This window comes from Meiothermus sp. Pnk-1, assembly GCF_003226535.1.
Classification (GTDB): domain Bacteria; phylum Deinococcota; class Deinococci; order Deinococcales; family Thermaceae; genus Allomeiothermus.
This window is the reverse complement of record NZ_QKOB01000013.1, coordinates 27891-49571: the sequence shown is the minus strand read 5'-3', so window position 1 is coordinate 49571 and position 21681 is coordinate 27891. Positions and strand designations below refer to the sequence as shown.

Annotated in this window: 19 protein-coding genes, 2 tRNA genes and 1 rRNA gene; 15 read left to right on the top strand and 7 right to left on the bottom strand. The window is 63.8% G+C overall.

The window, feature by feature from the left end:
• Window positions 1-64 precede the first annotated feature (64 nt).
• From DNA98_RS14345 to DNA98_RS14330, 4 genes are read left to right on the top strand one after another with little or no spacing between them, the layout of a single operon-like run.
• Complete coding sequence (locus DNA98_RS14345; protein WP_110531909.1) at window positions 65-460, top strand: 4-fold beta flower protein; 396 nt, start codon at window positions 65-67, stop codon at window positions 458-460.
• Between the two features lie 24 nt (window positions 461-484).
• Window positions 485-1630, top strand: coding sequence for an acyl-CoA dehydrogenase family protein (locus DNA98_RS14340; RefSeq protein ID WP_110531907.1), 1146 nt, complete (start codon window positions 485-487; stop codon window positions 1628-1630).
• Window positions 1631-1635: 5 nt separating this feature from the next.
• Window positions 1636-2388: an electron transfer flavoprotein subunit beta/FixA family protein gene (locus DNA98_RS14335; protein WP_110531905.1), complete on the top strand. Its 753-nt coding sequence runs from the start codon at window positions 1636-1638 to the stop codon at window positions 2386-2388.
• Between the two features lie 24 nt (window positions 2389-2412).
• Window positions 2413-3360: an electron transfer flavoprotein subunit alpha/FixB family protein gene (locus tag DNA98_RS14330; protein ID WP_110531902.1), complete on the top strand. Its 948-nt coding sequence runs from the start codon at window positions 2413-2415 to the stop codon at window positions 3358-3360.
• A gap of 86 nt (window positions 3361-3446) precedes the next feature.
• Here DNA98_RS14330 and DNA98_RS14325 read toward each other — a convergent pair whose 3' ends face one another.
• From DNA98_RS14325 to DNA98_RS14315, 3 genes are all read right to left on the bottom strand, one after another.
• Window positions 3447-5048, bottom strand: coding sequence for an MDR family MFS transporter (locus DNA98_RS14325; RefSeq protein WP_110531900.1), 1602 nt, complete (start codon window positions 5046-5048; stop codon window positions 3447-3449).
• Entirely contained in the window at window positions 5041-5481 is a 441-nt protein-coding gene (locus DNA98_RS14320) for a MarR family winged helix-turn-helix transcriptional regulator (protein ID WP_158531654.1), read from the bottom strand. The genes DNA98_RS14325 and DNA98_RS14320 overlap by 8 nt, the downstream gene beginning before the upstream one ends.
• 314 nt (window positions 5482-5795) lie before the next feature.
• A complete protein-coding gene (locus DNA98_RS14315; protein WP_110531896.1) occupies window positions 5796-6329 on the bottom strand; it encodes a DinB family protein in 534 nt (177 codons plus the stop codon).
• Window positions 6330-6382: 53 nt separating this feature from the next.
• On the opposite strand from DNA98_RS14315, the gene DNA98_RS14310 reads away from it, so the two are divergent.
• From DNA98_RS14310 to DNA98_RS14285, 6 genes are all read left to right on the top strand, one after another.
• On the top strand, window positions 6383-7174 hold the full coding sequence (locus tag DNA98_RS14310; RefSeq protein WP_110531895.1) for an enoyl-ACP reductase: 792 nt from the start codon (window positions 6383-6385) through the stop codon (window positions 7172-7174).
• Window positions 7175-7255: 81 nt separating this feature from the next.
• Window positions 7256-7346 (top strand) — tRNA-Ser (locus DNA98_RS14305).
• A 38-nt stretch (window positions 7347-7384) separates the two neighbouring features.
• Window positions 7385-7479, top strand: a tRNA-Ser gene (locus DNA98_RS14300).
• A gap of 405 nt (window positions 7480-7884) precedes the next feature.
• Window positions 7885-8700, top strand: a complete 816-nt coding sequence (gene folP, locus DNA98_RS14295; protein WP_110531990.1) for a dihydropteroate synthase — start codon at window positions 7885-7887, stop codon at window positions 8698-8700.
• The gene (gene folB, locus DNA98_RS14290; RefSeq protein WP_110531893.1) at window positions 8701-9057 is read left to right on the top strand and encodes a dihydroneopterin aldolase; all 357 of its coding nucleotides are present in this window, start codon (window positions 8701-8703) and stop codon (window positions 9055-9057) included. It begins immediately after the preceding gene.
• A gap of 100 nt (window positions 9058-9157) precedes the next feature.
• The gene (locus DNA98_RS14285) at window positions 9158-10705 is read left to right on the top strand and encodes a S8 family peptidase (RefSeq protein WP_233493231.1); all 1548 of its coding nucleotides are present in this window, start codon (window positions 9158-9160) and stop codon (window positions 10703-10705) included.
• A 137-nt stretch (window positions 10706-10842) separates the two neighbouring features.
• Here the strand turns inward: DNA98_RS14285 and DNA98_RS14280 are convergent, their stop codons facing one another.
• Window positions 10843-11481 carry an MOSC domain-containing protein gene (locus DNA98_RS14280; RefSeq protein WP_110531891.1) on the bottom strand — a complete coding sequence of 213 codons (639 nt, stop codon included), beginning with the start codon at window positions 11479-11481 and terminating at the stop codon, window positions 10843-10845.
• Between the two features lie 88 nt (window positions 11482-11569).
• Between DNA98_RS14280 and DNA98_RS14275 the strand changes: the two genes are divergently transcribed.
• On the top strand, window positions 11570-12760 hold the full coding sequence (locus DNA98_RS14275; RefSeq protein ID WP_110531889.1) for an MFS transporter: 1191 nt from the start codon (window positions 11570-11572) through the stop codon (window positions 12758-12760).
• A gap of 1 nt (window position 12761) precedes the next feature.
• On the opposite strand, the gene DNA98_RS14270 is transcribed toward DNA98_RS14275, so the two are convergent.
• Together DNA98_RS14270 and DNA98_RS14265 are read right to left on the bottom strand one after the other, a co-directional pair.
• Complete coding sequence (locus tag DNA98_RS14270; protein WP_110531887.1) at window positions 12762-13562, bottom strand: DUF72 domain-containing protein; 801 nt, start codon at window positions 13560-13562, stop codon at window positions 12762-12764.
• A 323-nt stretch (window positions 13563-13885) separates the two neighbouring features.
• Window positions 13886-15226 (bottom strand): MFS transporter, encoded by a 1341-nt coding sequence (locus DNA98_RS14265; protein ID WP_233493230.1) that lies wholly within the window; start codon window positions 15224-15226, stop codon window positions 13886-13888.
• Between the two features lie 105 nt (window positions 15227-15331).
• Here DNA98_RS14265 and DNA98_RS14260 point away from each other — a divergent pair, with 105 nt between their 5' ends.
• Window positions 15332-15976, top strand: a complete 645-nt coding sequence (locus DNA98_RS14260; protein ID WP_110531882.1) for a helix-turn-helix domain-containing protein — start codon at window positions 15332-15334, stop codon at window positions 15974-15976.
• On the opposite strand, the gene lysA is transcribed toward DNA98_RS14260, so the two are convergent.
• Entirely contained in the window at window positions 15973-17157 is a 1185-nt protein-coding gene (lysA, locus tag DNA98_RS14255; protein ID WP_110531880.1) for a diaminopimelate decarboxylase, read from the bottom strand. The two genes, DNA98_RS14260 and lysA, sit on opposite strands and share 4 nt — an antisense overlap.
• 41 nt (window positions 17158-17198) lie before the next feature.
• Between lysA and DNA98_RS14250 the strand changes: the two genes are divergently transcribed.
• The 3 genes from DNA98_RS14250 to DNA98_RS14240 all read left to right on the top strand — a co-directional run bounded on the left by DNA98_RS14250 (window position 17199) and on the right by DNA98_RS14240 (window position 21641).
• Entirely contained in the window at window positions 17199-17900 is a 702-nt protein-coding gene (locus DNA98_RS14250; protein ID WP_110531878.1) for a gamma-glutamyl-gamma-aminobutyrate hydrolase family protein, read from the top strand.
• An 80-nt stretch (window positions 17901-17980) separates the two neighbouring features.
• On the top strand, window positions 17981-18550 hold the full coding sequence (locus tag DNA98_RS14245) for a GNAT family N-acetyltransferase (protein WP_233493229.1): 570 nt from the start codon (window positions 17981-17983) through the stop codon (window positions 18548-18550).
• A gap of 208 nt (window positions 18551-18758) precedes the next feature.
• Window positions 18759-21641, top strand: a 23S ribosomal RNA gene (locus DNA98_RS14240).
• The last annotated feature ends 40 nt before the right edge of the window (window positions 21642-21681 follow it).

Here is a 21681-nt window from a genome sequence, read left to right as displayed (position 1 = left end):
GCCTCGGGGTTGTTGGGCTTGCGGGAGGGGAGAGAAAAACTTATACTCGGTCAAAGGAGCGTCTGTGCGTACTGTCCTGTGGGATAAAAACGGGGATCCAATCCTCTACTGCACGGGGAGCGGCGTGGTCTACACCCTGGCCAACCGGCCGGTGGGGGTGCTGCTCGAGCCGGGGGCGGATGGTTACCGCCAGGTCGTGGACTTCATGGGCGGGCATCGCGGTTGGTATCGAGGCGGGCTCATGTGGGACCGCGAGGGATGCCTTTTCGCCTTTGGCAAGGGGGTCCAGGCGCCGCTGGAACTGCCCCGGGTCAAACCGCTGCGGGCCGAACTCAAGCCCATTCCCGCCCCTGGCCACCCCCTGGCCTTGCCTTCTTCCTTGCCCCCGTTCAGGCCCCAGTGGAGCCAGTACGACGCCGCTTCGTTTTTCGGGACGGAAGAGGAGGTGGAGAGGGGCTGAGGCTTCGGCGCAGGCCATCCGCTTATGGCGATTGATTTTTCCCTCACCGACGAACAAAAACAACTTCAAGCCCTAGCCCGGCGTTTTGCCCGCGAGCAGATCGCTCCCGTGGCCGCCGAGTACGACGCCCGCGAGGAGGTGCCTTGGCCCATCATCGAGAAACTGCACGGGGTGGGCTTGCTCAACGCCATCATCCCCGAGGAATACGGCGGGTTGGGGCTGGGGATGCTCGAGGAGGTCATCATCGGCGAGGAGTTGGCCTGGGGCTGCATGGGCATCTACACCATCCCCATGGCCTCCGACCTGGGCATCACTCCCATCCTGCTGGCCGGCTCCCACGAGCAGAAATCTCGCTTCTTCAAAAAGCTCACCGAGAAGCCGGCCTTGGCCGCCTTCGCCCTCTCCGAGCCCGGCAACGGCTCCGATGCGGCCGCCCTGCGCACGCGGGCGGTGCGAGATGGCGATGACTACGTTTTGAACGGGACCAAAACCTGGATCTCCAACGGCGGGGAAGCCGAGGTCGTGGTGGTGTTCGCCACCGTCAACCCCGAGGCCCGGCACAAGGGCGTCGTCGCCCTGGTGGTGGAAAAGGGCACGCCCGGCTTCAAGGCCAACAAGCTGCACGGCAAGATGGGGCAGCGGGCTTCCGGGACCTACGAGCTGGTGTTTGAGGACTGCCGGGTTCCCGCCGCCAACCTGCTGGGCAAGGAGGGGGATGGCTTCAAGATCGCCATGAACACCCTGGACAAGACCCGCATCCCGGTGGCGGCAGGCTCCATTGGGGTGGCGCGGCGGGCCCTGGACGAAGCGACCAAGTACGCGCGTGCGCGCGAAGCCTTCGGCCGGCCCATCGCCGAGTTCCAGGCCATCCAGTTCAAGCTGGCCGAGATGCTCATGGGCATCGAGACCGCCCGGGCCTACACCTACTACGCCGCCTGGCTCACCGACCAGGGCCTGCCCCAAGCCCACGCCGCGGCCATCGCCAAGGCCTACGCCTCGGAGATGGCGTTTGAGGCGGCCAACCAGGCCATCCAGATCCACGGCGGCTACGGCTACATGCACGAATATCCCGTCGAGAAGCTGTTGCGCGACGTGAAGCTCAACCAGATCTACGAGGGCACCAACGAGATCCAACGCCTGATCGTCGCCCGGCATATCCTGAAGGGGTGAATCCGATGAAATTCATTGCGGTCATACGGCAAGTACCCGACAACGAAGCCAAGCTCCGCGTCGAAGGGGGGCGGGTGGGCTACGAGGGCGCCACGCTGATCCTCGACCAGATGGACGAGTGGGGCGTGGAGGAGGTGATCCGCCTCAAGGAGCAGCACGGCGGCGAAGCGGTGATCGTAGCGCTCGGCCCCGAACGCTTTGAAGAGGCCATCCGCACCGCCTTGGCGATGGGGGCAGACCGGGGGGTTCACCTCGTCACCGATACCCCCCTCGACCCCATCACCCAGGCCCAGGCCTTGGCCGACACCATCCGCGACGAGGCCCCTACGCTGGTCTTCACCGGCGGGCAGCAGTCCGACTGGGACTCGCAAGCGCTGGGTGCAGCCATCGCCGAAGCCCTGGGCTGGCCGGTGGTAACCTGGACGACCCACCTCGAGCTCGAGGGCGAAGGCGCTTCCGCCAAGGCCAAGCACGACCTGGACGAGGGGGCAGAGGTGGTGCGGGTGGCCCTCCCCGCCGTCTTTACCACCCAGCAGGGCCTCAACGAGCCGCGCTACCCCACCCTGCCGGGCATCATGAAGGCCAAGAAGAAGGAGATCCGCAAGGTTCCTATCGCTTTCGAGGGCAAGGTGGAGATCCTCGAGCAGACCATCCAAGAGCGCCAGCGCTTGAACAGAATCATTGACGCGACCAAAGACCCGGTGGCCGCAGCGAACGAGCTAGTGCGCTTGCTGCACGAAGAGGCGAAAGTGATCTAGCCGCAGGAGTTGCCCGGAGGAAAGATGATCTTAGTCGTACTCGAACACGATGGAACCCGCCTGCGCAAAGGGGCCCTCGAGGCCCTCACCCGCGCCCGAGAGCTCAACGCCATCGCCGGAAGCGTGGCCGGCGTGCTGATCGGCGAGAACCTCGCGGCGGTGGCGGAGGAGGCTAGGAAGTACGTCCATACCCTCTACTTAGCCGAGGTTGGCGCCTACACCGCCGAGAAGTGGGCGGCGGCGGCCTATGCCGCGCAGCAGAAGGCCGGGGCCCAGGTGGTGGTGGCCACTGCGAGCCGCCAGGGGCGCTCGTGGACCCCCCGGCTAGCCTTCAAGATGGGGGCGGCCCTTCTCGAGGACACCCTCGAGACCCACACCGACGGCTCCAAGATTATCGCCACCCGTTACAGCTTCTTGAACCGCGTCACCGAAAAGCAGGCGGCTGCGCTTCCGGTGGTCTTCACCGTCAAGCCCAACACCACCCCAGCGGCTGCGCCGCTGGGTTCCGAGGGTGCGGTGGAGAGCCTAGACATCGAACTCCCGGCACCCCGGGTAGAGGGGCTCGAGCGCGTAGCCGAGCAGAAGAAGGGGGTTTCCCTCACCGAAGCCACCGTGGTAGTGACCGGCGGGCGCGGGCTGGGTGGCCCCGAGGCTTTTGCCAAGGTGGAAGAGCTGGCCGAGCTGCTGGGTGGCGCTGTAGGGGCCACCCGCGCGGTGGTGGATGCAGGTTGGCGGCCGTATAGCGAGCAGGTAGGGCAGACCGGCAAGGTGGTGCAGCCCAATGTTTACTTCGCTTTGGGGGTCTCGGGCGCGGTGCAGCACCAGGCGGGGATGAACAAGAGCAAATACATCGTGGCGGTGAACAAAGACGCCGAAGCCCCTATCTTCAAGATCGCCGACTACGGCATCGTGGGCGACGTGCACCAGGTGCTTCCGGCGCTGATCGAGGCGGTGAAGAAGCTGAAGGACTAGGCCACGGGCGGGGTTCGCGCGGTACGCTAAACGGTGGGCTCGCGCCGGGCGTGGGTAAGGCCCGAAGTACCCCGCGCAGGGCGAGCCTAGTCATCCGCCGCCGAAGGGGCCGGTTGGGTGGCAGGAGCGGGCCTCGAGCCTCGCAGCTCGAGCTGCGGCAGCCGCGTTACCACCAAGAGGGCCAGCAGGCTCGAACCTGCGGCCACCAGGAAAATTTCCGATAGGGCCCCGCTTACCGTCAGGCGCAGGCCATGCAGGACGTGCTCGGCGAAGCTCGGGCCGCTTAGCCGGCTCAGGGCCGCCTGGGTGCGCTCCAGGGCTTCGGGGCTGTTGAGGATCTCCGGGTTGGCGAGCTTGGCGATGGCCGCCGCCGGGAGCTGGCGCGCGGCGGCCCCCAGGTGCTCGAGGAGGTGGTGGTTCAGGTAGAGGCTCATCAGGCTGCCGAACACGGTGGCGGCCACGGTGGAGCCAATCTGGCGGAAGAACTGGTTGGCGCTGGTGGCCATACCCAGTTCGGCCTTGGGCGCGGCGTTTTGTACGGCCAGGGTCAGCAAGGAATTGATCGGACCCAGGGCCAAACCCAACAGCACCATGGCGGCGAAGGCCAACCACAGCGGGGTTTCCGGGCCTAGCCGGCTGGTCAGGGCCAGCGCCACCACCATCGCGGCGGAGCCCGCCAGGATGTAAGGCTTGTAACGTCCGGTGCGGCTCACCCTCTGTCCGGCTAGGGTGCTGGTAACGATCAGCCCCAGCATGAGAGGGGTGAGGACGATGCCTGAACCGGAAGCCGAGGCTTGCCGCACGCTTTGCATATAGAGGGGCAGGTAGAGAATAGCCGCGTACATCCCGGCGGTGTTGAGAAAGCCGGCTAGGTTAGCCACCCGGAAGGTGGGGTTTTTAAACAACCGGAAGTCGAGGAGCGGGGCCACGGCCCGCCGCTCCCATTGCACGAAAAACCCCCCAAAAACCGCCGCTGCCCCCAATAGGCTGAGGGTCTGCCAGGAGAGCCAGGGGTAAGTGCTACCGCCCCAGGTCAGGCCCAGCAGCAGCGGGACCACCGCCGCTGTGAGCAGCACTACTCCCGGGTAGTCCACTCGGCTTTGTGCCGGAGCCCGGCGGGAGGGCAGGTAGCGGGCGATCACCCATAAAGCGATAACGGCGAAGGGCAAGTTGACGAAGAATACCCAGCGCCAGCCCATGTGATCGGTGAGGAACCCGCCCACAATCGGGCCGATCACGCTGGAGAGCCCCCACACCGCCCCGGTGTAGCCCTGGTAACGCCCGCGTTCGAGGGGGGTGAAGATGTCGCCGATGGTGGTAAAGGCCATGCTCATCAGCACCCCGCCCCCGATGCCCTGGAAGCCGCGGAAGAGGACCAGCTCGAGCATATTCTGGGAAAAGCCGCTGAGTACTGAGCCCGCGGCGAATAGCACGATGCCCAGCAAAATCAGGGGCTTGCGCCCATAGAGGTCCGAGAGCTTACCGGCCACCAGTACTGCTAGGGTGGAGGTGAGCGAGTACCCGATAAAGGCCCAGGCATAGTATTGCAACCCGCCCAGCTCGGCGATCACCCGGGGCATAGCGGTACCCACCACGGTGAGGTTCAAGGAAGACAGGAAAAGCACCACCAGCACCCCTACAAAGGCCAGGATCTTCTCTTGTTCGTTCATGGGGGTGGATTCAGACATATTGGGCCTCCCGCAAATAGGGCTCGAGGGCCTGCAAACCTTCCAGGGCTCGCTCGAGTACCGGCTGAGGGATCTGCCGGTAGCGCTGGGTGAGGATCTGTTGGGCAGTTTGCCGGGTTTTTTGACGAATTCGCTGGCCTTCAGGGGTCAGCCGCAAATGGAATCGGCGCAGGTTGAGGTTGTCCACATCCCGTTCCACCAGGCCGCGCTCGACCAAGTGGTTGAGGATACGGCTGATGGTAGGGGCGGGTATTTGCAGCTCGCGCGCGAGGTCACTGGGGCTATGGACCCCTTGGTCAATGAGGCGCAGCACGTTGATCTCGCTGAAGTTGAGCTGTAGGGTGGCCTCGAGCGGACCGTCTAGGGCTGCCCGAATCTGCCGGGAGAGCCGAAGGATGGCCGAGGCGAGCTCGAGAAGGGAGGTGTCGTTCACTGCTTTATTTTCATATGGAAGACTTTCATATGAAAGTAATTCAGGGCACAGTCCTGCCCTCCGGCGGCCTGAGAGAGAGGGGGCGTGGGGCTATTTGAAACCGGGGTTGCTGTGGCGAGGCGACCCCCGCGTCCACCGCAGGTGAAGCGGGTAGGGGGCAGGGCCGCACCACCGGCGAACCCCAGGGCGGGGCATCGTCGCGAAACCGCCGCTGGGGGATGGGTACGGCCCGTGGTCACGAGCGCAAGCCCGTACCTTGTGAGTGGCGCGGTTTTCGCCGCGCAGCGGGGTAAGTCGGGTCGCAAAATTTGCGCCTAGCTGTTCAATCGCGCCCTAATCTGCTCGAGGTGGTGCTGCTCGTTATAGACCAAGGTTTGTAGCCAGCCCAACGCGGTGAGTTCCCCGAAAAAGGGGTGGCGGAAAGTGGGAGGCTGGGCGATACCCCCTTTGCTTTCGGCGACCTCGAGCAGCAGCCGTTCCCGCACTGCCCGCAACCTGTCGAGAACCTCCTGTCGTGAGAGCCCTCCTTTGGGCTGGACAGCGGGCGGAGCCACCAGGCGGCCATCGGGCCGGGTCTGGCCAGGGGGACCAGCGGGGGGAAGCTCCATCTGCCCCCGGGCCACCTTCCGCAGCATGCGGATCACCTTTCCGCCTGCCTCCTCCACCAAAGCGATGTGTTCCATTTCCTCTGCGGGGCTCCACTGCTCGGGCTTGCGCCGGGTGAAAAACTGCTCGTCGCTCAGGTTTTCGGCCAGGTGCAGCAACTCCCGCCGCGAGCGCTCCAGCTGTTTCAGGCAGTGCTCGGCGTCACCGTAGCGGGCGAGAAAATCGCTAGAGAAATGGAGCATGGGGGACTCTCCTTTGCGTACAGTCTACCCCTCCTGGGCGGTAGAATACCGCCATGATGGAGATTGACCTTTCCGGCAAGCGTGCCCTGGTGATGGGCGTGACCAACGAGCACAGCCTGGCCTGGCCGATCGCCCAAAAGCTGCGCCAGGCTGGTACGAGTCTGGCCTTCAGCTACCAGGGTGAACGCTTACGCGATAAGTTGCACAAGCTCACCGCGGACATCCCGGGGGTGCTGCTCTACGAGGTAGACGTAACCAACGAAACGGCCCTCAAGGCCATGTTCGCCGACCTCAAGGAGAAGTGGGGAAGCCTCGACTACTTGGTGCACTCCATCGCCTATGCCCCCCGTCAGGCGATGGAGGGCCGTTTCATCGAGACCACCGCCGCCGACTGGAACACCGCCCTCCAGGTCTCGGCCTATTCTTTGGTGGCGGTGGCCCGTGAGGCCGAAGCGCTATTGAATCCGGGGGGTTCGATCATCACCCTGACCTACTACGCCGCCGAGAAGGTGGTCCCCAAGTACAACGTGATGGCCATCGCCAAGGCTGCGCTCGAGGCCAGCGTACGCTACTTGGCGTACGAACTCGGCCCCAAGAACGTGCGGGTCAACGCGGTAAGCGCAGGGGCCGCCCGCACCGTGGCGGCCATGAGCATTCCCGGTTTCCGCAAGATGACCGCCAAATATAGTGCCATCGCCCCCCTAAAGCGCATGATCACCCACGAGGAGGTGGGCAACCTGGGCTTCTACCTGCTCTCGCCGCTCTCTTCAGGCACTACCGGGCAGACGGTGTATGTGGATGCTGGCTATTCCATCATGGGCATGGACCTCTCGGAGGAAGGGTAGGGCTCCTGCCCTCTCAGCTTGACAACTGCCCCGCCCTTTCGCATAGTGATAGAGCGGCCATACGAGGGTGACCTCGCTTTTGGAGGGATGGCCGAGCGGTTGAAGGCGGCGGTCTTGAAAACCGCTATGGGCGCCAAGCCCATCGGGGGTTCGAATCCCTCTCCCTCCGCCAAGCTGACCCCGTTGAGGGGAGCGGACAAGGGAGTTTTTGGAGAGGTGGCCGAGTGGCTGAAGGCGGCGGTTTGCTAAACCGTTATAGGGGACTAAAGCCCCTATCGGGGGTTCGAATCCCCCCCTCTCCGCCAACAGGGACTGGGAAACCAGTCCTTTTTCTTTGGGGTCGTCTGCTCTCGGTCGAGAAGTGGTGGACGTACCCCCATGAATGGCGGATGGCCACGGCGACCCCAAACCTCGCAGGCGTGGCCCTCCTACGCCCTCAAGAACCAGGGTCTGGACCACCCAGAGGGGTTATGACCTGGCCAAGTTCGGCATGGGGGACGATGATGGTCGCCGCCCGGATGGTGGGCGAGCCGCTCCCCTCCGGTAGGCCCGGTGTCCACCTCGAGACCAGGCCCTCACCCTCTGGATGTAGGAGCACGGTCATGAGCGCGCCGGAGCGCCCCGCGAGGGCTATCTGGTCGGCCCCGGCCAGGTGCCGAATCCCGCCTACCGCAGCGAGATTCTCGATCCGGCCCTAAAATGCGCTTGTGATCCTGCACCTGCGTGAGCACAGCTTGGATTTGTCTCGAGTGCGCTTGATGGGGATTTTGAACCTCACCCCGGATTCCTTTTCCGACGGCGGAAAGTATCAGGAGGTGGAAGCCGCCCTCGCTCGAGCCCGTGAGATGATCGCTGAGGGTGCGGACCTCCTCGACCTGGGCGGGGAGTCCACCCGCCCCGGAGCCCTTCCGGTATCGCCGGAGGAGGAAAGGAGGCGGGTGCTGCCGGTCCTCGAGGCCCTGCTCCCGTTGGGTATCCCGCTCAGCATCGACACCCGCAAGCCGGAGGTCGCCGCCGAAGCCCTGGCCATGGGCGCCCACTTGCTCAACGACGTGACCGGGCTGCGCGATGGGCGGATACTCGAGCTTTGCGCTAGATATCAGGTCCCGGCAGTCATCATGCACATGCCGGTGCCCGACCCAGCCACCATGCAGCAGCACGCCGAGTACGCCGACGTGGTAGCGGAGGTCAAGGGGTTTTTGTCGGCGCAGGCCGAGAAAGCCCTAGCCGCTGGGGTTCCTCAGGTGGTGCTCGATCCGGGGTTCGGCTTCGGCAAGAAGGCGGCGGGGAACCTCGAGCTGGTGCGCCACCTGGATCAACTGGTGGAGCTGGGGCATCCGGTGCTGCTCGGGGCCAGCCGCAAGCGCACCATCGGAGAACTCACCAGGGTGGAGCGGCCCGAGGACCGGGTGGTGGGCTCGGTGGCGATGCACCTCTACGGGGTGATGAAGGGAGCCCGCATCTTGCGCGTTCATGATGTGAAGGCCCACCGGGAGGCCCTGGACGTTTGGGAGGCGGTGGGGTAGATGGGGCGGATCGTGCTGGCGGGCCTCGAGTTTCACGCGCACCACGGGGTGATGCCCGAGGAGGGGCGCTTGGGTGCGCGGTTCATCGTGGACGTGGAGATGGAGGTGGCCTTCGAGGGCAAGGGGGACCGGCTCGAGGAGACGGTGGACTACGGCAAGGTGTACGAGGCGGTAGCCTCGGTGGTGACGCGGGAGCGGTTTTACCTCATCGAGGCCCTGGCCGATCACCTGGCTGAGCGGCTCATGCGGGAATTCCCCCGGCTCGAGGGACTTACCGTGCGTGTCCACAAGCCGCATGCGCCCATCGCCGGGGTGTTCCGCGACGTGTATGCCGAGACTTGGCGTTCACGCCGATGAGCCCGGTCTTGAGCGAGGGTTGAGCCAAGGGCTTCGTCTAAAGCGCTTTTAATGCGATCTGCATACTGCTTCGGGTTTGCCCCTCTACCGTGAGGGGAGTATGCGAAGAACATGGGTTTTTACTGCGTTCCTCGGAGTGTTGGCCCTGGTCGCGTGTAGCCCCTCGAGCCCCCCGGCTACCCAACCGCCCTCCATCGGCGAGGGGAATACCTCGGAGTTGGCCCCGGTGTATAACCTGGACAATCCCGACCGCATCCCTGGGCGCTACATCGTGGTGTTCAAGAAAGGGGTGAGCGGGACGGAGGCGCAGCACCAGGTCGGCCTGCAAAGCCAGCGGCCCGGCGTGCGGGTGTTGCAGGTTTACACCGCCGCCGTCAAGGGCTTCGCGGCGGTGATCCCCGACAGCGAACTCGAGCAGTACCGCCGCAACCCCAACGTGGCCTATGTCGAGGCCGACCAGAAGGTGGTGGTGACGGCCATCCAAAACAACCCCGACTGGGGCCTGGACCGCATCGACCAGCGCAACCTTCCGCTGGATGGCAAGTACACCTACACCGCCACCGGCGCGGGGGTGAACGCCTACGTGATCGACACCGGCATCCAGACCGACCACCCCGAGTTCGGCAGGCGGGCCAAAGTCGGCTTTGACGCCACCGGCGGGAACGGCCAGGACTGCTACGGGCACGGCACCCACGTGGCCGGGATCATCGGGGGGAACACCTATGGGGTGGCCAAGGGCGCGACCCTCTATGCGGTCCGGGTGCTGGGCTGTGACGGCTCCGGAACCGTCGCCGATGTGATCGCTGGGGTGGAATGGGTGACCAAGAACGCCCAGAAACCCGCGGTGGCTAATCTCAGCCTCGAGGCCGGCGACTCCACCGCCCTCGACGACGCGGTGCGCAACTCCATCGCCTCGGGCATCCCCTATGCGGTGGCGGCGGGCAACTTCGCCCGCGATGCCTGCGCCAGCTCCCCGGCGCGGGTCAGCCAGGCCCTCACGGTGGGCTCCACCGCTCCCAATGACGCCCGCTCCTCGTTCTCCGACTACGGGAACTGCCTCGACCTGTTCGCCCCCGGCGAGAATATCCGCTCGGCTTGGATCAACGGTGGTGACCAGCTCCAAAGTGGAACTTCCATGGCGGCCCCCTTCGTGGCCGGGGTGGCAGCCCTCTACTTGGAAAACCACCAAGGGGCCAGCCCCGACGCGGTGAACGCGGCGATCCTGGATGGGTCCACCAGCGCAAAGGTGCAAAACCCCGGCGACGGCTCGCCCAACCGGCTCCTCTTCAACCTGCAAGGGAACTCCGGCGGCAGCCCCACCCCACCTCCCAGCGACGCCCCCTGCACGGGCTGCGAGAAGTACACCGGCTCCTTGAGCGGCCCCGGCGACGTGGCCTACCAGCCGAACGGCACCTACTTCCAGGCCGCCAGCGGCATCATCAAGGGCTGGCTCAAGGGCTCGAGCGGCACCGACTACGACCTCTACCTGTGGCGCTGGAACGGCTCGGCCTGGGAGGTAGTGGCCAGCTCAGCTACCGAAGCTCGCGACGAAAACATCAGCTACACCGGACAATCTGGCTACTACATCTGGCAGATCTACGCCTACAGCGGCTCGGGGCCGTATGAGTTCTGGATGCAGAAGCCGTAAAACAGCGGGTCCGTACGTCGAACGAAGAGGATCGGTCCCCTAGGTGTACGGCGGTACGCCGTCCCGATTTTTTCCCCCGCGTTTAGCGTCTGGCGTTTTGCGTATTGCGTATGGCGTACGACGTACGACCCAAAGCACTAGCTTTTAGCCTTCAACCTTTCCTCATACTCTCTTCGCGCTCGGATCGCCAGGGGGGCCTGCAACACCCAGTGCAGCCTGGCGGGGTCGGGCTGGCTTTCGTACCAGAGGGTGAAGAGGTCCTGAAGGGTGGGGTAATCGGCTTGGGTGGGGATGCGCTCGAGCCGTTCACCAGCCCGCACCACCCCTTCCTCCAGCACCCGCGCGTAAAACCCGGGCCGGGCAGCCTGCTTGAACTTCCTGACCCAGCCGGGGTCGCCCATCCGGGCGGCGAAGACCCCGCAGGGAATGCGGGGTGCGCTCACCTCGAGCAGCACCGCCCCCACCTGGAAGCGGTCCCCAATCCTCACCGGTTCCGCTCCAAAGGTGGAGAAGGTCAGGTTCTCCCCGAAGGTTCCCGGCTCGAGGGGGTGCCCCAGTTGCTCGGCCCACCAGGCGTAATCATCAGCGGAGTAGACGTACACCGCCTGGTCGGGGCCGCCGTGGTGCTTGTGGTCGGATATGGTGTCGGTTTCGAGGCCCAGCTTCCCTACCCGCACCGGATGGGCTACCGGGGTCTTGTAGATGCCCGTCGAGACCGTACGCGGCCCAACCTGGAGGCCTCGAGCCGAGCCGACGTTGACCGAGAGCAGATGCATTGCCCTATCCTACCTTGCCATCCCGAGCTGAGGTATGTGTCGCCCTGGACAATTGTCCCCCCCGACCTTGGGCGTACACTGGGGGCCGATGCGTCCTTTGCCGCTGCTATTTCTCACCCTGTTCAACTCCATCCTTGGCCTTTCGGTCCTGTTTCCTATCATCGGGCCGCTGGGCCGTGAACTGGGCTTCTCCGAGTTCCAGGTGGGCCTGTTCTCTACCGGGTACGCCGTGATGCAGTTTTTGCTGGCCCCCTACTGGGGTCGCCGTAGCGAGACGGCGGGCCGCAAACCGATCCTGCTTTTAGGCATCTTGGGCTTCGCGATGGGGTTTTTCCTCTTCACCTTTTTGGGTTGGCTAGGCTTCCGGGAAACCCTAGCCGGCCTGCCGCTGTACCTCAGCATGCTGGGGGCGCGGCTTTTGGGTGGGGCCTTCTCCTCGGCCACCCTGCCCACCGCCCAGGCCTACTTGGCCGATATCACCAGCCGAGAGGACCGCACCCAGGGCTTCGCCCTTTTGGGGGCGGCCTTCGGGCTGGGGGTGATCTTCGGCCCGGCCATCGGCGCGGTGCTCTCGGGGTTTGGGTTGCTGGTTCCGGTGCTGTTCTCGGCCTCGTTGGCGGTTTTGAACGCGATTTTCGTCTATTTCGTCCTCCCCGAATCCCGCACCGCGGAGGCGCGGCCCGCCCAACCGCCCAAGCTTTCGATTTTTGACCCGCGCATCTGGCCGATCCTGCTGTTGGGCTTTATCCTCAACCTCTCCTCGGTGGCGATGGAGCAGACGGTGGCCTTCTACTATCAAGACCGGCTCTCCCTCAGCGCCGAGCGCACCGCGCAGACGGTGGGGATCGCCCTGGCGGTATTTGGGCTGGTAGCCGTGTTTATCCAGGGCTTTTTGGTGCGGTGGGTGAAATGGCCCCCGCGCCGGTTGCTGGCGGTAGGGTTGCCGCTCGCGTTGGCGGGGTACGTGGGGCTGGTGCTCTCGAGCTCATTTCCTACCCTCACCCTTTCCCTGGTGCTCTTGGGGGCGGGTGGGGCGCTGGCCACCCCTGGGGTCACAGCCGCGCAGTCGCTGGCGGTCTCGGATGCCGAGCAGGGGGTGGTGGCGGGGCTCTCGAGCTCGGCCCAGGCCCTGGGGCGGATGTTGGGGCCGATGGTGGGGACGAGCCTTTACGGCTTGCACCCGCCGTATCCTTATGTGTTCTCGGCGCTGCTGATCATGCTGGGGATCCTGTTCTTTTTGAGCCGAAGCGACGTGGGGAGGCTCGAGGCCAACTTGTAGCCTACAAATAGGTCTCGAGCAACCCCCGCAGCATCCGCAGGTTCTCGAGGGCATGGCCCTTTGTCGTGTTGTTGAAAATAAACCAGGCTTGGGTGATGTTCTCCTCTTCCTGGGCCTCTACCAGGGAATGCACCCAAAAGCCCAACTCCTCGGCGGTGTAACGATAGTCATGCCGCTCGGACTGGTTTTTGCCCTCGTACCACTTCTCCTTGTTACGCCCTGAGAGCCGGATGTAGGCCACTTCGCTGGTGAGGTGGAGCTGGTTTTTGGGCAGACCTGGGAGCGGCGGGTAGTCGGGGCTGACCCAGATCAGGCCAGCTTTCCTGAACGCCGCACGCACTTCGTCGTTGTCCCAGGAGGCGTGGCGGAACTCCACCGCGAGGCCGCCCGGAGCCAGCCCTTGATCGGCGAAGCGCTCCGCCAAGGTGGCCAGATACTTGCGGTTTTCGGGGGTGCGGTGGAAGGACTGGGGGAACTGGGCCAAAAAGGGACCGAGCACACCCGCCTCGCGCAGGGGGGCCACCGATTCGAAGAGGCGCTGGTAGTCCTCGTCGGTAGCGCTTCGGTCGTGGGTCATGGACTGGTGGATCTTGATGGCCCAGTGCACCCGGCCCCCGCTTTTCTTGAGCATCCCGCCGAAGGCCTTGCGGCCGGGGATGTTGTAGAACGAAGAGTTCAGCTCCACTGCGTTGAAGTGTTGCGCATAGATCGAAAGCCACTCCTCTCGCTTGGCCTCGGGGGGGTAGAGCAGGCCCACCCAGTCGTCGTTGGTATAGCCGCCGGTGCCCAGGTAGAGTTCCATAGGCCGATTGTAGTCTGGGAGCTTGGGAAAACCTCCACCGCCAAATCGCCGGATCGGACCAAATGGACTGGGGCGCGGCCCTTACGGCTATGGTCATGCCCCAGCGAAAACCGTGCTCGATCTAGGCTGTGGTCGGGGCGTTGCCAAGACCTCGAGGTCGGCTGAGGAACTCCGCCCACCATCCCTGTCACCTGTGTGGCCCGGGGCCAGTAGAGGAGCACCACGCCATGCGGGAGACTGCGCGACAGCGCCCCATTTCCCACCCGAAGCACTTCGCCATCGCCCTTCGATGGCGGCCAAGACCGGCAGGTGGTTTGAGGGGTTTAACCTGGACTTCCTGCCGTAGCTTCGTGGGTCTGGGCGTGGTCGGGGATGAGCTCCTCGGCGCCCCGGATCGCCGGGATCATATACGCCCCCAGGGCCACGACCACCTCCGCTGCCCCGGCCAACACCAGCATCAAGCCCATCCCGGCTCCCGGGCCTACCCCCACCAGAGGGCCGAAGGTGTCGGTCAAGGCTCCGCCCGGCATGAGGGCCGGGCTGAAGAGGCGGTCGGCAGCGGGCCCGGCCAAGAGCATGGCGACGGGGCTGGCGAGCCAGGCGATCATCCGCCGTGCCGAGAACACCTTGCCCTGGATATCCGGGGGTACTTTAGCCTGCCAGATAGCTTGGTTGGAGCCGTTCAGGATCGGGATGATGAGCGAACCCAAAAAAGCGGCGGCCATCCAGATCGGGAGGCTTTGCCCGATTCCCATCGGGATCGTGCCGAGCAGACCGCTTAGGGCCATGCCGAAGAGCACCCCTTTCACCTTGCGCTTCGGCCCGCCCCAGACCGAGAGCAACAGTCCACCCAGCACCCCGCCGAGCCCTGCCGCCGACTCCACCGAGCCCAACGCCAGCTGGTTCTGGCCGGTCCTCGAGAGGATCATCGCGGCCATCACGGTGAAGCCGAAGTTGGAAAACAGGTTGACGCACAAGAACACCGTCTGCAACCCGAGCAGGCTGGGGCGGGCCAGGATATAGCGAAAGCCAAACAAAGATTCTTGCAAGAGGTTGCCTTGGGCCTGGAGCCCCTCCGCACTGGCCCTGGGCTGGGGGATGTGGACCCATGCCAGGGTGAGGATGGCGATCACGAACGAGGTGATATCGAGGAGCAAGATCCCTTGCAGACCGATCGACCCCAGCAGCGCCGCCGCCAGGATGGGCGCGCTAACCTGCGAGGCGGACTCGGCCAGCGACATCATCCCCGAGGCCCGGGCGTACTGGCCCTTGGGGATCATGGTGCTGATGGCCGCCGAGTACGCGGGCCACTGGAAAGCCTGGAAGGTTCCTACCACAAAGCCGCCTGCGTAGAGGTGCCAGATCTGCAGGTGCTCACTCGAGTACAAGAGAAAAATCGCTAGCCCCACCGTGCCCCCGGCGATATCCGAGAGCATCATCACCAGCTTGCGGTTCCAGCGGTCTACCAGGGCTCCGGCGGTGGGGCTAAAGAGGATCAGCGGCAGGAAGGTGAAAAAGCCCATCAAAGCCAAGGCCGTGGCCCGCTCGGTCTCCTTGAAGACGTAGAGGGTCATGCCGAACTGGGTCATGGCACTGCCCAATAGCGAGAGCAGTTGCCCGGACCAGACGATGGTGAAGGCGGTCATGCCGCTGGGGGGTCGCATACCGTAGCGGTACTTCCCCCGACCCGGCTCGGGTCAGGAGAGTATAGGCGCAGGGTAGAGGGTCTTTACTCCAGAGAAAAGTTCACTTTTGGAGTAGAGTGGATTATGCTCCAGGCGCCAGAAAAGCCCCAGGTGTTGGAAATCCGTAACACCCTTGCAGCTCGCATCCTGGCCGACCCCGATATAGCGGTATACCTCAAACCCTTCATGCGGGGTCCCACCACGGTCAAGGCGGCGGCCGAGGAGGGCAAACTCTCGATCCAGAGTATGCACTACCGGGTGCTGCAAATGCTACGCGCAGGCTTGCTCGAGGTAGTGGGCCTCGAGCCCCGGCGAGGACGCCCCATCAAGCGCTACCAGGCCATCGCGCGGGCCTTTCGGGTTCCGCTCGAGTTGGTGCCGCCGGCCTCCTTGGCGGCGCTCGAGGACGCCGTTTTCTGGAAACGCAGCTTCGAGCGGGGGGTCGCGCGGGCGCTGGGGTTGCCCAAGTACGAACGTCAGCTCCTGGTCCGGCTCAATGAGGACGGGATCATGCTGTGGGGCTCGGATGCCGGTGGAGATGCGCAGGATTTCTTGGACGAAGCCTCTCCAGCGGTGCTCAACTTTTGGAGTGCGGGGCTGCGGCTCAGCCGGGCCGAGGCCAAAGCCCTGCAGCGCGAGCTGTGGGAAGTGTATGCGCGCTACGAGCACCGTCGCGGCCCGGAGAAGTACGTCTTGCACTTGGGGCTGGTCCCGAAGCCAGAGGGCTAAACTTCTTCCGCGAGCAAAGCTTCCAGGCTTTGCGGCCTGCGCAGCACCTCCCACTCGGCCCCGGTCCACAGAATCTCGAGCGGCCTCGGGTGGTCGAGGTAGTTGCTGCTCATGCTGCTGCCGTAGGCTCCGGCCTGTAAGATCGCCAGCGCATCGCCCTCTTTCGGCGTAGGGAGCGGTACGTCTCGGGCCAGCACGTCCCCCGACTCGCACACCGGCCCGGCCAGGTCCCAAGCCTGCACCTCCGGGCCTTCGTAGAGCGGGATCACCGGGTGTTGGGCTCCGTAGAGCATGGGGCGCAGCAGGGTCATCATCCCGGCGTCCACCAGCAGATAATTCCGCCGGGTGCGCTTGGTTCCCCAGACCCGCGTGACCAGCACCCCTGCCTCAGCTACCAGGTAGCGGCCCGGCTCGAGCCAGAGCCGGGCCCCAAACTTATCCGCGAGTTGTTGCGCCGCTTCGGAGACCCCTGCCGGATCGAAGTTCAGCCCGAAGCCCCCGCCCAGGTTCAGCACTTGGGTCGGGCCGATACGCTCATAGAGGGCTTCCAGAACGCGGTAGCCGTCCTGAAAATCCTCCTGGCTCTCCAAGGCCGAGCCCAAGTGGAGGTGCAGCCCGAGAAACTCTAGCCCCGCCTGCTTGGCCCGCCTCACCGAGGCGGGGACCTCGGCGGCCAGGATACCGAACTTGCTCTCGCCGCGCCCGGTAGCTAGGTGGTCGTGGGTGGCGATGGGGAGGTCGGGATTGACCCGCAGCAGCACCTTCGCCCCGGGGAGAAGGCGGGCGATGCGCTCTAGGTCGGCTAGGGAGTCAACCCCTAGGATCGGAAGGCCTGCCCGCTGGAGCTCTTCGAGCATGGCCGGGGTTTTTACCGGGCCGTTCAGCAGGACCTCTTCCGGTGTATAGCCTGCCCGGTACGCGCGCAAGACCTCGCCTAGAGAAACCGCCTCGAGCCCAACCCCCCATCCCCGCAAGCGCCGCAGGATGCCCAGGCGGGGGTTGGCTTTCATCGCATACAAAAGCCGGGCACGGGGGAAGGATTGGCGGAGGGCCTTCACGCGGGAGTGTATACGCGTGAGGTCATAGGCATAGAAGGGGGTTTCGTAGCGCTGCAGGGCTTCCTGCAGCGCCTGTTGAAACTCCGGGCGCAGCGGCGCCGAGGGAAAAGGGGTGGCATCCATCGGCTCGTATCGTACCCCGGCATAAAGAGTACAGTGGAGGCATGCTCATCGGCGTCAGCGCGCAGTACCGCACCACGGGCGAACTCATCCGCAGCAAGATCTGGGGGCTGCTCGAGCCCTACGTCAAAGCCCTGGAAGCCCAGGGGGCATCGGTCTTAGTGATCCCCCCCCAGCCCGAAGATCGGCTAGCCACCATCCTCGATAGCTTGGGCGGTTTGTTGTTGCCCGGCGGGGTGGACGTAGACCCGGCCCACTTTGGGGAAGAACCCGTTCCCGAGTTGGGCGAGGTGAGCCCGGAGCGGGATGGGCTCGAGCTGTACCTGGCCCGCTACGCCGCGCACCACGGGATTCCTACCCTCGGCATCTGCCGCGGCATCCAAGTGATGAACGTAGCCCTGGGTGGCTCGCTGTACCAGGATTTGCCTACTCAGGGCTTTCAGGCCGTGCAGCACTACCAGAAATCCGAGCCCGGGGTGGTGGCCCACTCGCTCGAGCAGGTGGGGGAAAGCCCGCTCTCGCGGCTCTTTGAACCGCGCTTCCGGGTGAACTCCTACCACCATCAGGGCCTAAAGGAGCTAGCCCCCGGCCTGCGGGAGGTGGCGCTCGCGCCCGATGGGTTGGTAGAAGCGGTGGTGCTCGAGGGGCACCCGTTCTTTATGGGCGTGCAGTGGCATCCTGAGTTGCTGCCGCAGCAATGGGGCATTTTCCGGGCGCTTATCGAGGCTGCCCAGCAGAATTCCTAGACTGCCCACCCAAGCCTCGGCAAGCGTACTAAAACACGAACCGGAGCTAGCTGAACTGGGCGCGGTATCCTGCTAGCAACATGTTTCGACTCGAGTCCCCCCGACTAGCCTTGCGCACTTTCGAGGATCGTGACCTCGAGGCCTTTATCCGCTACCGTTCGGACCCCGAGGTGGCCCGCTACCAAGGCTGGGAGGTGCCCTATCCCCGGGACAAGGCGGTGGAATTCCTCGAGCGGGCGAAGGCTGCGGTGCCCGCCGTGCCGGGCCAATGGTATCCGATGGCGCTCGAGCGCAAGGATAACGGCGAGATGATTGGGGAATGCGCTTTTTGTCTCCTTCCGGATGGCCAGCAAGCCGAGATGACCATCACCCTCTCTCGTGCCCACCAGGGTCAAGGCCTCGCTCGGGAAGCCTTGGAACGCCTGCTGGAATACCTCTTCGGGGAACTCAAACTGCATCGCGTCCGAGCCAACACCGACGTAGAAAACCACCCCTCCTGGCAGCTCATGGTCCGCCTGGGGATGCGGCTCGAGGGGACATTCGTGCAAAGCTTGTGGCTCAAGGGGCACTGGGCCAGCGAATACGCTTACGCCATCCTTCGCGAGGAATGGGAGCAAAAACGGCGTGGAACTGTGCAGCCGGGCGGCTAGGGCGGCGTGGCCATAAGTTGCCGCGCCTTGGAAGTTTTTTCGTCTGCGGGACGCTATTTTTAGGGTCTTGACCCCGGGTGGCCGGGAAGGGGTTGACAAGATTTGAAGCACTTGATACCCTCTTCGTTGCGCCTATCGGAAGGTAGGCGGGGGATCATGAAAAGTGGGCAGTAAGGGAGCGGCGAGATAAGGTTGTATAGTTGCCGAGGGTCAAGATGATAAGGGCACACGGTGGATGCCCTGGCACCCGAGCCGAGGAAGGACGTGATTACCTGCGAAAAGCCACGGGGAGCTGGTAGTAAGCGGAGATCCGTGGATATCCGAATGGGGGAACCCGGCCTGTGGGGACACAGGTCACCGCGCGAGCGGGGGGAACGCTGGGAACTGAAACATCTAAGTACCAGCAGGAGAAGAAAGAGAGATCGATTCTCTGAGTAGCGGCGAGCGAAAGGGGAGAAGCCTAAACCTTCGAGCGTGCTCGAGGGGGTAGAGGGGCTCCCGATAGCGAAGCGGAAGTCTAGCCGAGGAGTCTGGGAAGGCTCACCGGAGAGGGTGAAAGTCCCGTAGGCGAAAGGCGGAGGCTAGCTGGGGGTACCCGAGTAGTCTGGTGTTCGTGGAACGCTGGGCGAATCTGCGCGGACCACTGCGTAAGGCTAAATACTCCGGGTGACCGATAGTGGACCAGTACCGTGAGGGAAAGGTGAAAAGAACCCCGGGAGGGGAGTGAAATAGAGCCTGAAACCGTGTGCTTACAAGCAATCACGGCGCCGAGAGGTGTTGTGGTGTGCCTATTGAAGCATGATCCGGCGACTTACGCTAGCCAGCGAGCCTAAGCCGGGAGGTGGAGGCGAAGCGAAAGCGAGTCCGAAGAGGGCGGGAGTTGGTTGGCGTAGACCCGAAACCCAGAGAGCTAGCCCTGGCCAGGCTGAAGCCGAGGTGACACTTGGTGGAGGGCCGAACCGGTTGGAGATGCAAATCCTTCGGATGAGCTGGGGTTAGGAGTGAAAAGCTAACCGATCTGGGAGATAGCTGGTTCTCCCCGAAATGACTTTAGGGTCAGCCTCGGGTGCTGATTCCGGCCTGTAAAGCACTGATTGGGCTAGGGGGCCTACCAGCCTACCAAACCCTGTCAAACTCTGAAGGGTCGGAAGGGGAGCCCGGGAGTGAGGGCACGAGTGATAACATCCGTGTCCAAGCGCGGGAACAACCGAGACCGCCAGTTAAGGCCCCGAAGTCTAGGCTAAGTGGATAAGGATGTGGAGTTGCTGAGACAGCCAGGAGGTTGGCTTAGAAGCAGCCATCCTTTAAAGAGTGCGTAATAGCTCACTGGTCGAGTGATTCTGCGCCGAAAATGATCGGGGCTTAAGCCTAGCGCCGAAACTGCGGGAGACTTGGAGAGATCCAAGGCTCGGTAGGGGAGCGTTCCCTATGCCGAGGAAGCCATTCTGTGAGGGATGGTGGAGGTACGGGAAGTGCGAATGCCGGAATGAGTAACGATAAATGGGGTGAGAATCCCCATCGCCGAAAGCCCAAGGTTTCCTACGCCATGGTCGTCAGCGTAGGGTTAGGCGGGGCCTAAGGGGAAGCCGAGAGGCGAACCCGAAGGGCAACTGGTTAATATTCCAGTCCCACTTTCAACAGCGAAGGAGGGACGCTCTAGGCTAGGCGGACCGGAGCCATGGACGAGCCCGGCCAGAAGCCCAGCGGGAGCTGTAGGCAAATCCGCAGCTCGATACCGGTGGGTGGTGGGGAAGGCGCAAGCTGATAACCTGCCGAAGCCAGGGAGCCAAGAAAAGCTTCTAAGCATATGTTGGGAGTGCCCGTACCGCAAACCGACACAGGTGGGCGGGTGTAAGAGCACCAAGGCGCGCGAGAGAACCCTCGTTAAGGAACTTTGCAATCTAGCCCCGTAACTTCGGGAGAAGGGGTGCTTCGGGTGGCGCCGCTTGCGGCGCCACGAGAAGCCGCAGTGAATAGGCTCTGGCGACTGTTTACCAAAAACACAGCTCTCTGCGAACTCGAAAGAGGAGGTATAGGGAGCGACGCTTGCCCGGTGCTGGAAGGTCAAGGGGAGGGGTGCGAGCCCTGAACCGAAGCCCCAGTGAACGGCGGCCGTAACTATAACGGTCCTAAGGTAGCGAAATTCCTTGTCGGGTAAGTTCCGACCTGCACGAAAAGCGTAACGACCGGAGCGCTGTCTCAACGAGGGACTCGGTGAAATTGAACTGGCTGTGAAGATGCGGCCTACCCGTGGCAGGACGAAAAGACCCCATGGAGCTTTACTGTAGTCTGGCATTGGTTTTTGGTCACTTCTGCGTAGGATAGGTGGGAGCCGGTGAAGCTGGGCTTTCGGGCTCGGTGGAGGCGAGAGTGAAATACCACCCTGAGGTGACTGAAGACCTAACCCTGGGAGGGGGACAGTGCTTGATGGGCAGTTTGACTGGGGCGGTCGCCTCCTAAAGAGTAACGGAGGCGCCCAAAGGTTCCCTCAGCGCGGACGGAAACCGCGCGGCGAGCGCAAGGGTAGAAGGGAGCCTGACTGTGAGGCAAGCGAGCCGAGCAGGCGCGAAAGCGGGGCCTAGTGAACCGGTGGTACCGTGTGGAAGGGCCATCGATCAACGGATAAAAGTTACCCTGGGGATAACAGGCTGATGATTCCCGAGCGTCCATAGCGGCGGAATCGTTTGGCACCTCGATGTCGGCTCGTCACATCCTGGGGCTGAAGAAGGTCCCAAGGGTTGGGCTGTTCGCCCATTAAAGTGGCACGCGAGCTGGGTTCAGAACGTCGTGAGACAGTTCGGTCTCTATCCGTCACGGGCGAAGGAAGGTTGAGGGGGGCTGCTCCTAGTACGAGAGGACCGGAGTGGACGTACCGCTGGTTTTCCGGCTGTTCTTCCAAGGGCATAAGCCGGGTAGCCAAGTACGGGAGGGATAACCGCTGAAAGCATCTAAGCGGGAAGCCTGCCCCAAGATGAGCCTTCCCACTTGCGAGAGGTAAGGACCCCGGTAGATGACCGGGTGAATCGGCCAGGGGTGTAAGTGCAGCGATGCATTGAGCCGACTGGTGCGAATCGTCCGAGGTCTTGACCTTTGGCTGCAGTGATGCGAGCCGATCTTCCTACTGCCCACGA

Excerpts from the sequence above, each read along its gene's own strand:
- DNA98_RS14285 (WP_233493231.1), top strand. The coding sequence starts at position 9,158 with ATGCGAAGAACATGGGTTTTTACTGCGTTCCTCGGAGTGTTGGCCCTG.
- DNA98_RS14260 (WP_110531882.1), top strand. The coding sequence starts at position 15,332 with ATGCTCCAGGCGCCAGAAAAGCCCCAGGTGTTGGAAATCCGTAACACC.
- DNA98_RS14340 (WP_110531907.1), top strand. The coding sequence starts at position 485 with ATGGCGATTGATTTTTCCCTCACCGACGAACAAAAACAACTTCAAGCC.
- DNA98_RS14335 (WP_110531905.1), top strand. The coding sequence starts at position 1,636 with ATGAAATTCATTGCGGTCATACGGCAAGTACCCGACAACGAAGCCAAG.
- DNA98_RS14280 (WP_110531891.1), bottom strand. The coding sequence starts at position 11,481 with ATGCATCTGCTCTCGGTCAACGTCGGCTCGGCTCGAGGCCTCCAGGTT.
- DNA98_RS14250 (WP_110531878.1), top strand. The coding sequence starts at position 17,199 with ATGCTCATCGGCGTCAGCGCGCAGTACCGCACCACGGGCGAACTCATC.
- folB (WP_110531893.1), top strand. The coding sequence starts at position 8,701 with ATGGGGCGGATCGTGCTGGCGGGCCTCGAGTTTCACGCGCACCACGGG.
- DNA98_RS14315 (WP_110531896.1), bottom strand. The coding sequence starts at position 6,329 with ATGCTCCATTTCTCTAGCGATTTTCTCGCCCGCTACGGTGACGCCGAG.
- DNA98_RS14310 (WP_110531895.1), top strand. The coding sequence starts at position 6,383 with ATGATGGAGATTGACCTTTCCGGCAAGCGTGCCCTGGTGATGGGCGTG.
- DNA98_RS14245 (WP_233493229.1), top strand. The coding sequence starts at position 17,981 with ATGTTTCGACTCGAGTCCCCCCGACTAGCCTTGCGCACTTTCGAGGAT.
- DNA98_RS14330 (WP_110531902.1), top strand. The coding sequence starts at position 2,413 with ATGATCTTAGTCGTACTCGAACACGATGGAACCCGCCTGCGCAAAGGG.
- DNA98_RS14265 (WP_233493230.1), bottom strand. The coding sequence starts at position 15,226 with ATGCGACCCCCCAGCGGCATGACCGCCTTCACCATCGTCTGGTCCGGG.
- DNA98_RS14270 (WP_110531887.1), bottom strand. The coding sequence starts at position 13,562 with ATGGAACTCTACCTGGGCACCGGCGGCTATACCAACGACGACTGGGTG.
- lysA (WP_110531880.1), bottom strand. The coding sequence starts at position 17,157 with ATGGATGCCACCCCTTTTCCCTCGGCGCCGCTGCGCCCGGAGTTTCAA.
- DNA98_RS14275 (WP_110531889.1), top strand. The coding sequence starts at position 11,570 with ATGCGTCCTTTGCCGCTGCTATTTCTCACCCTGTTCAACTCCATCCTT.
- DNA98_RS14325 (WP_110531900.1), bottom strand. The coding sequence starts at position 5,048 with ATGTCTGAATCCACCCCCATGAACGAACAAGAGAAGATCCTGGCCTTT.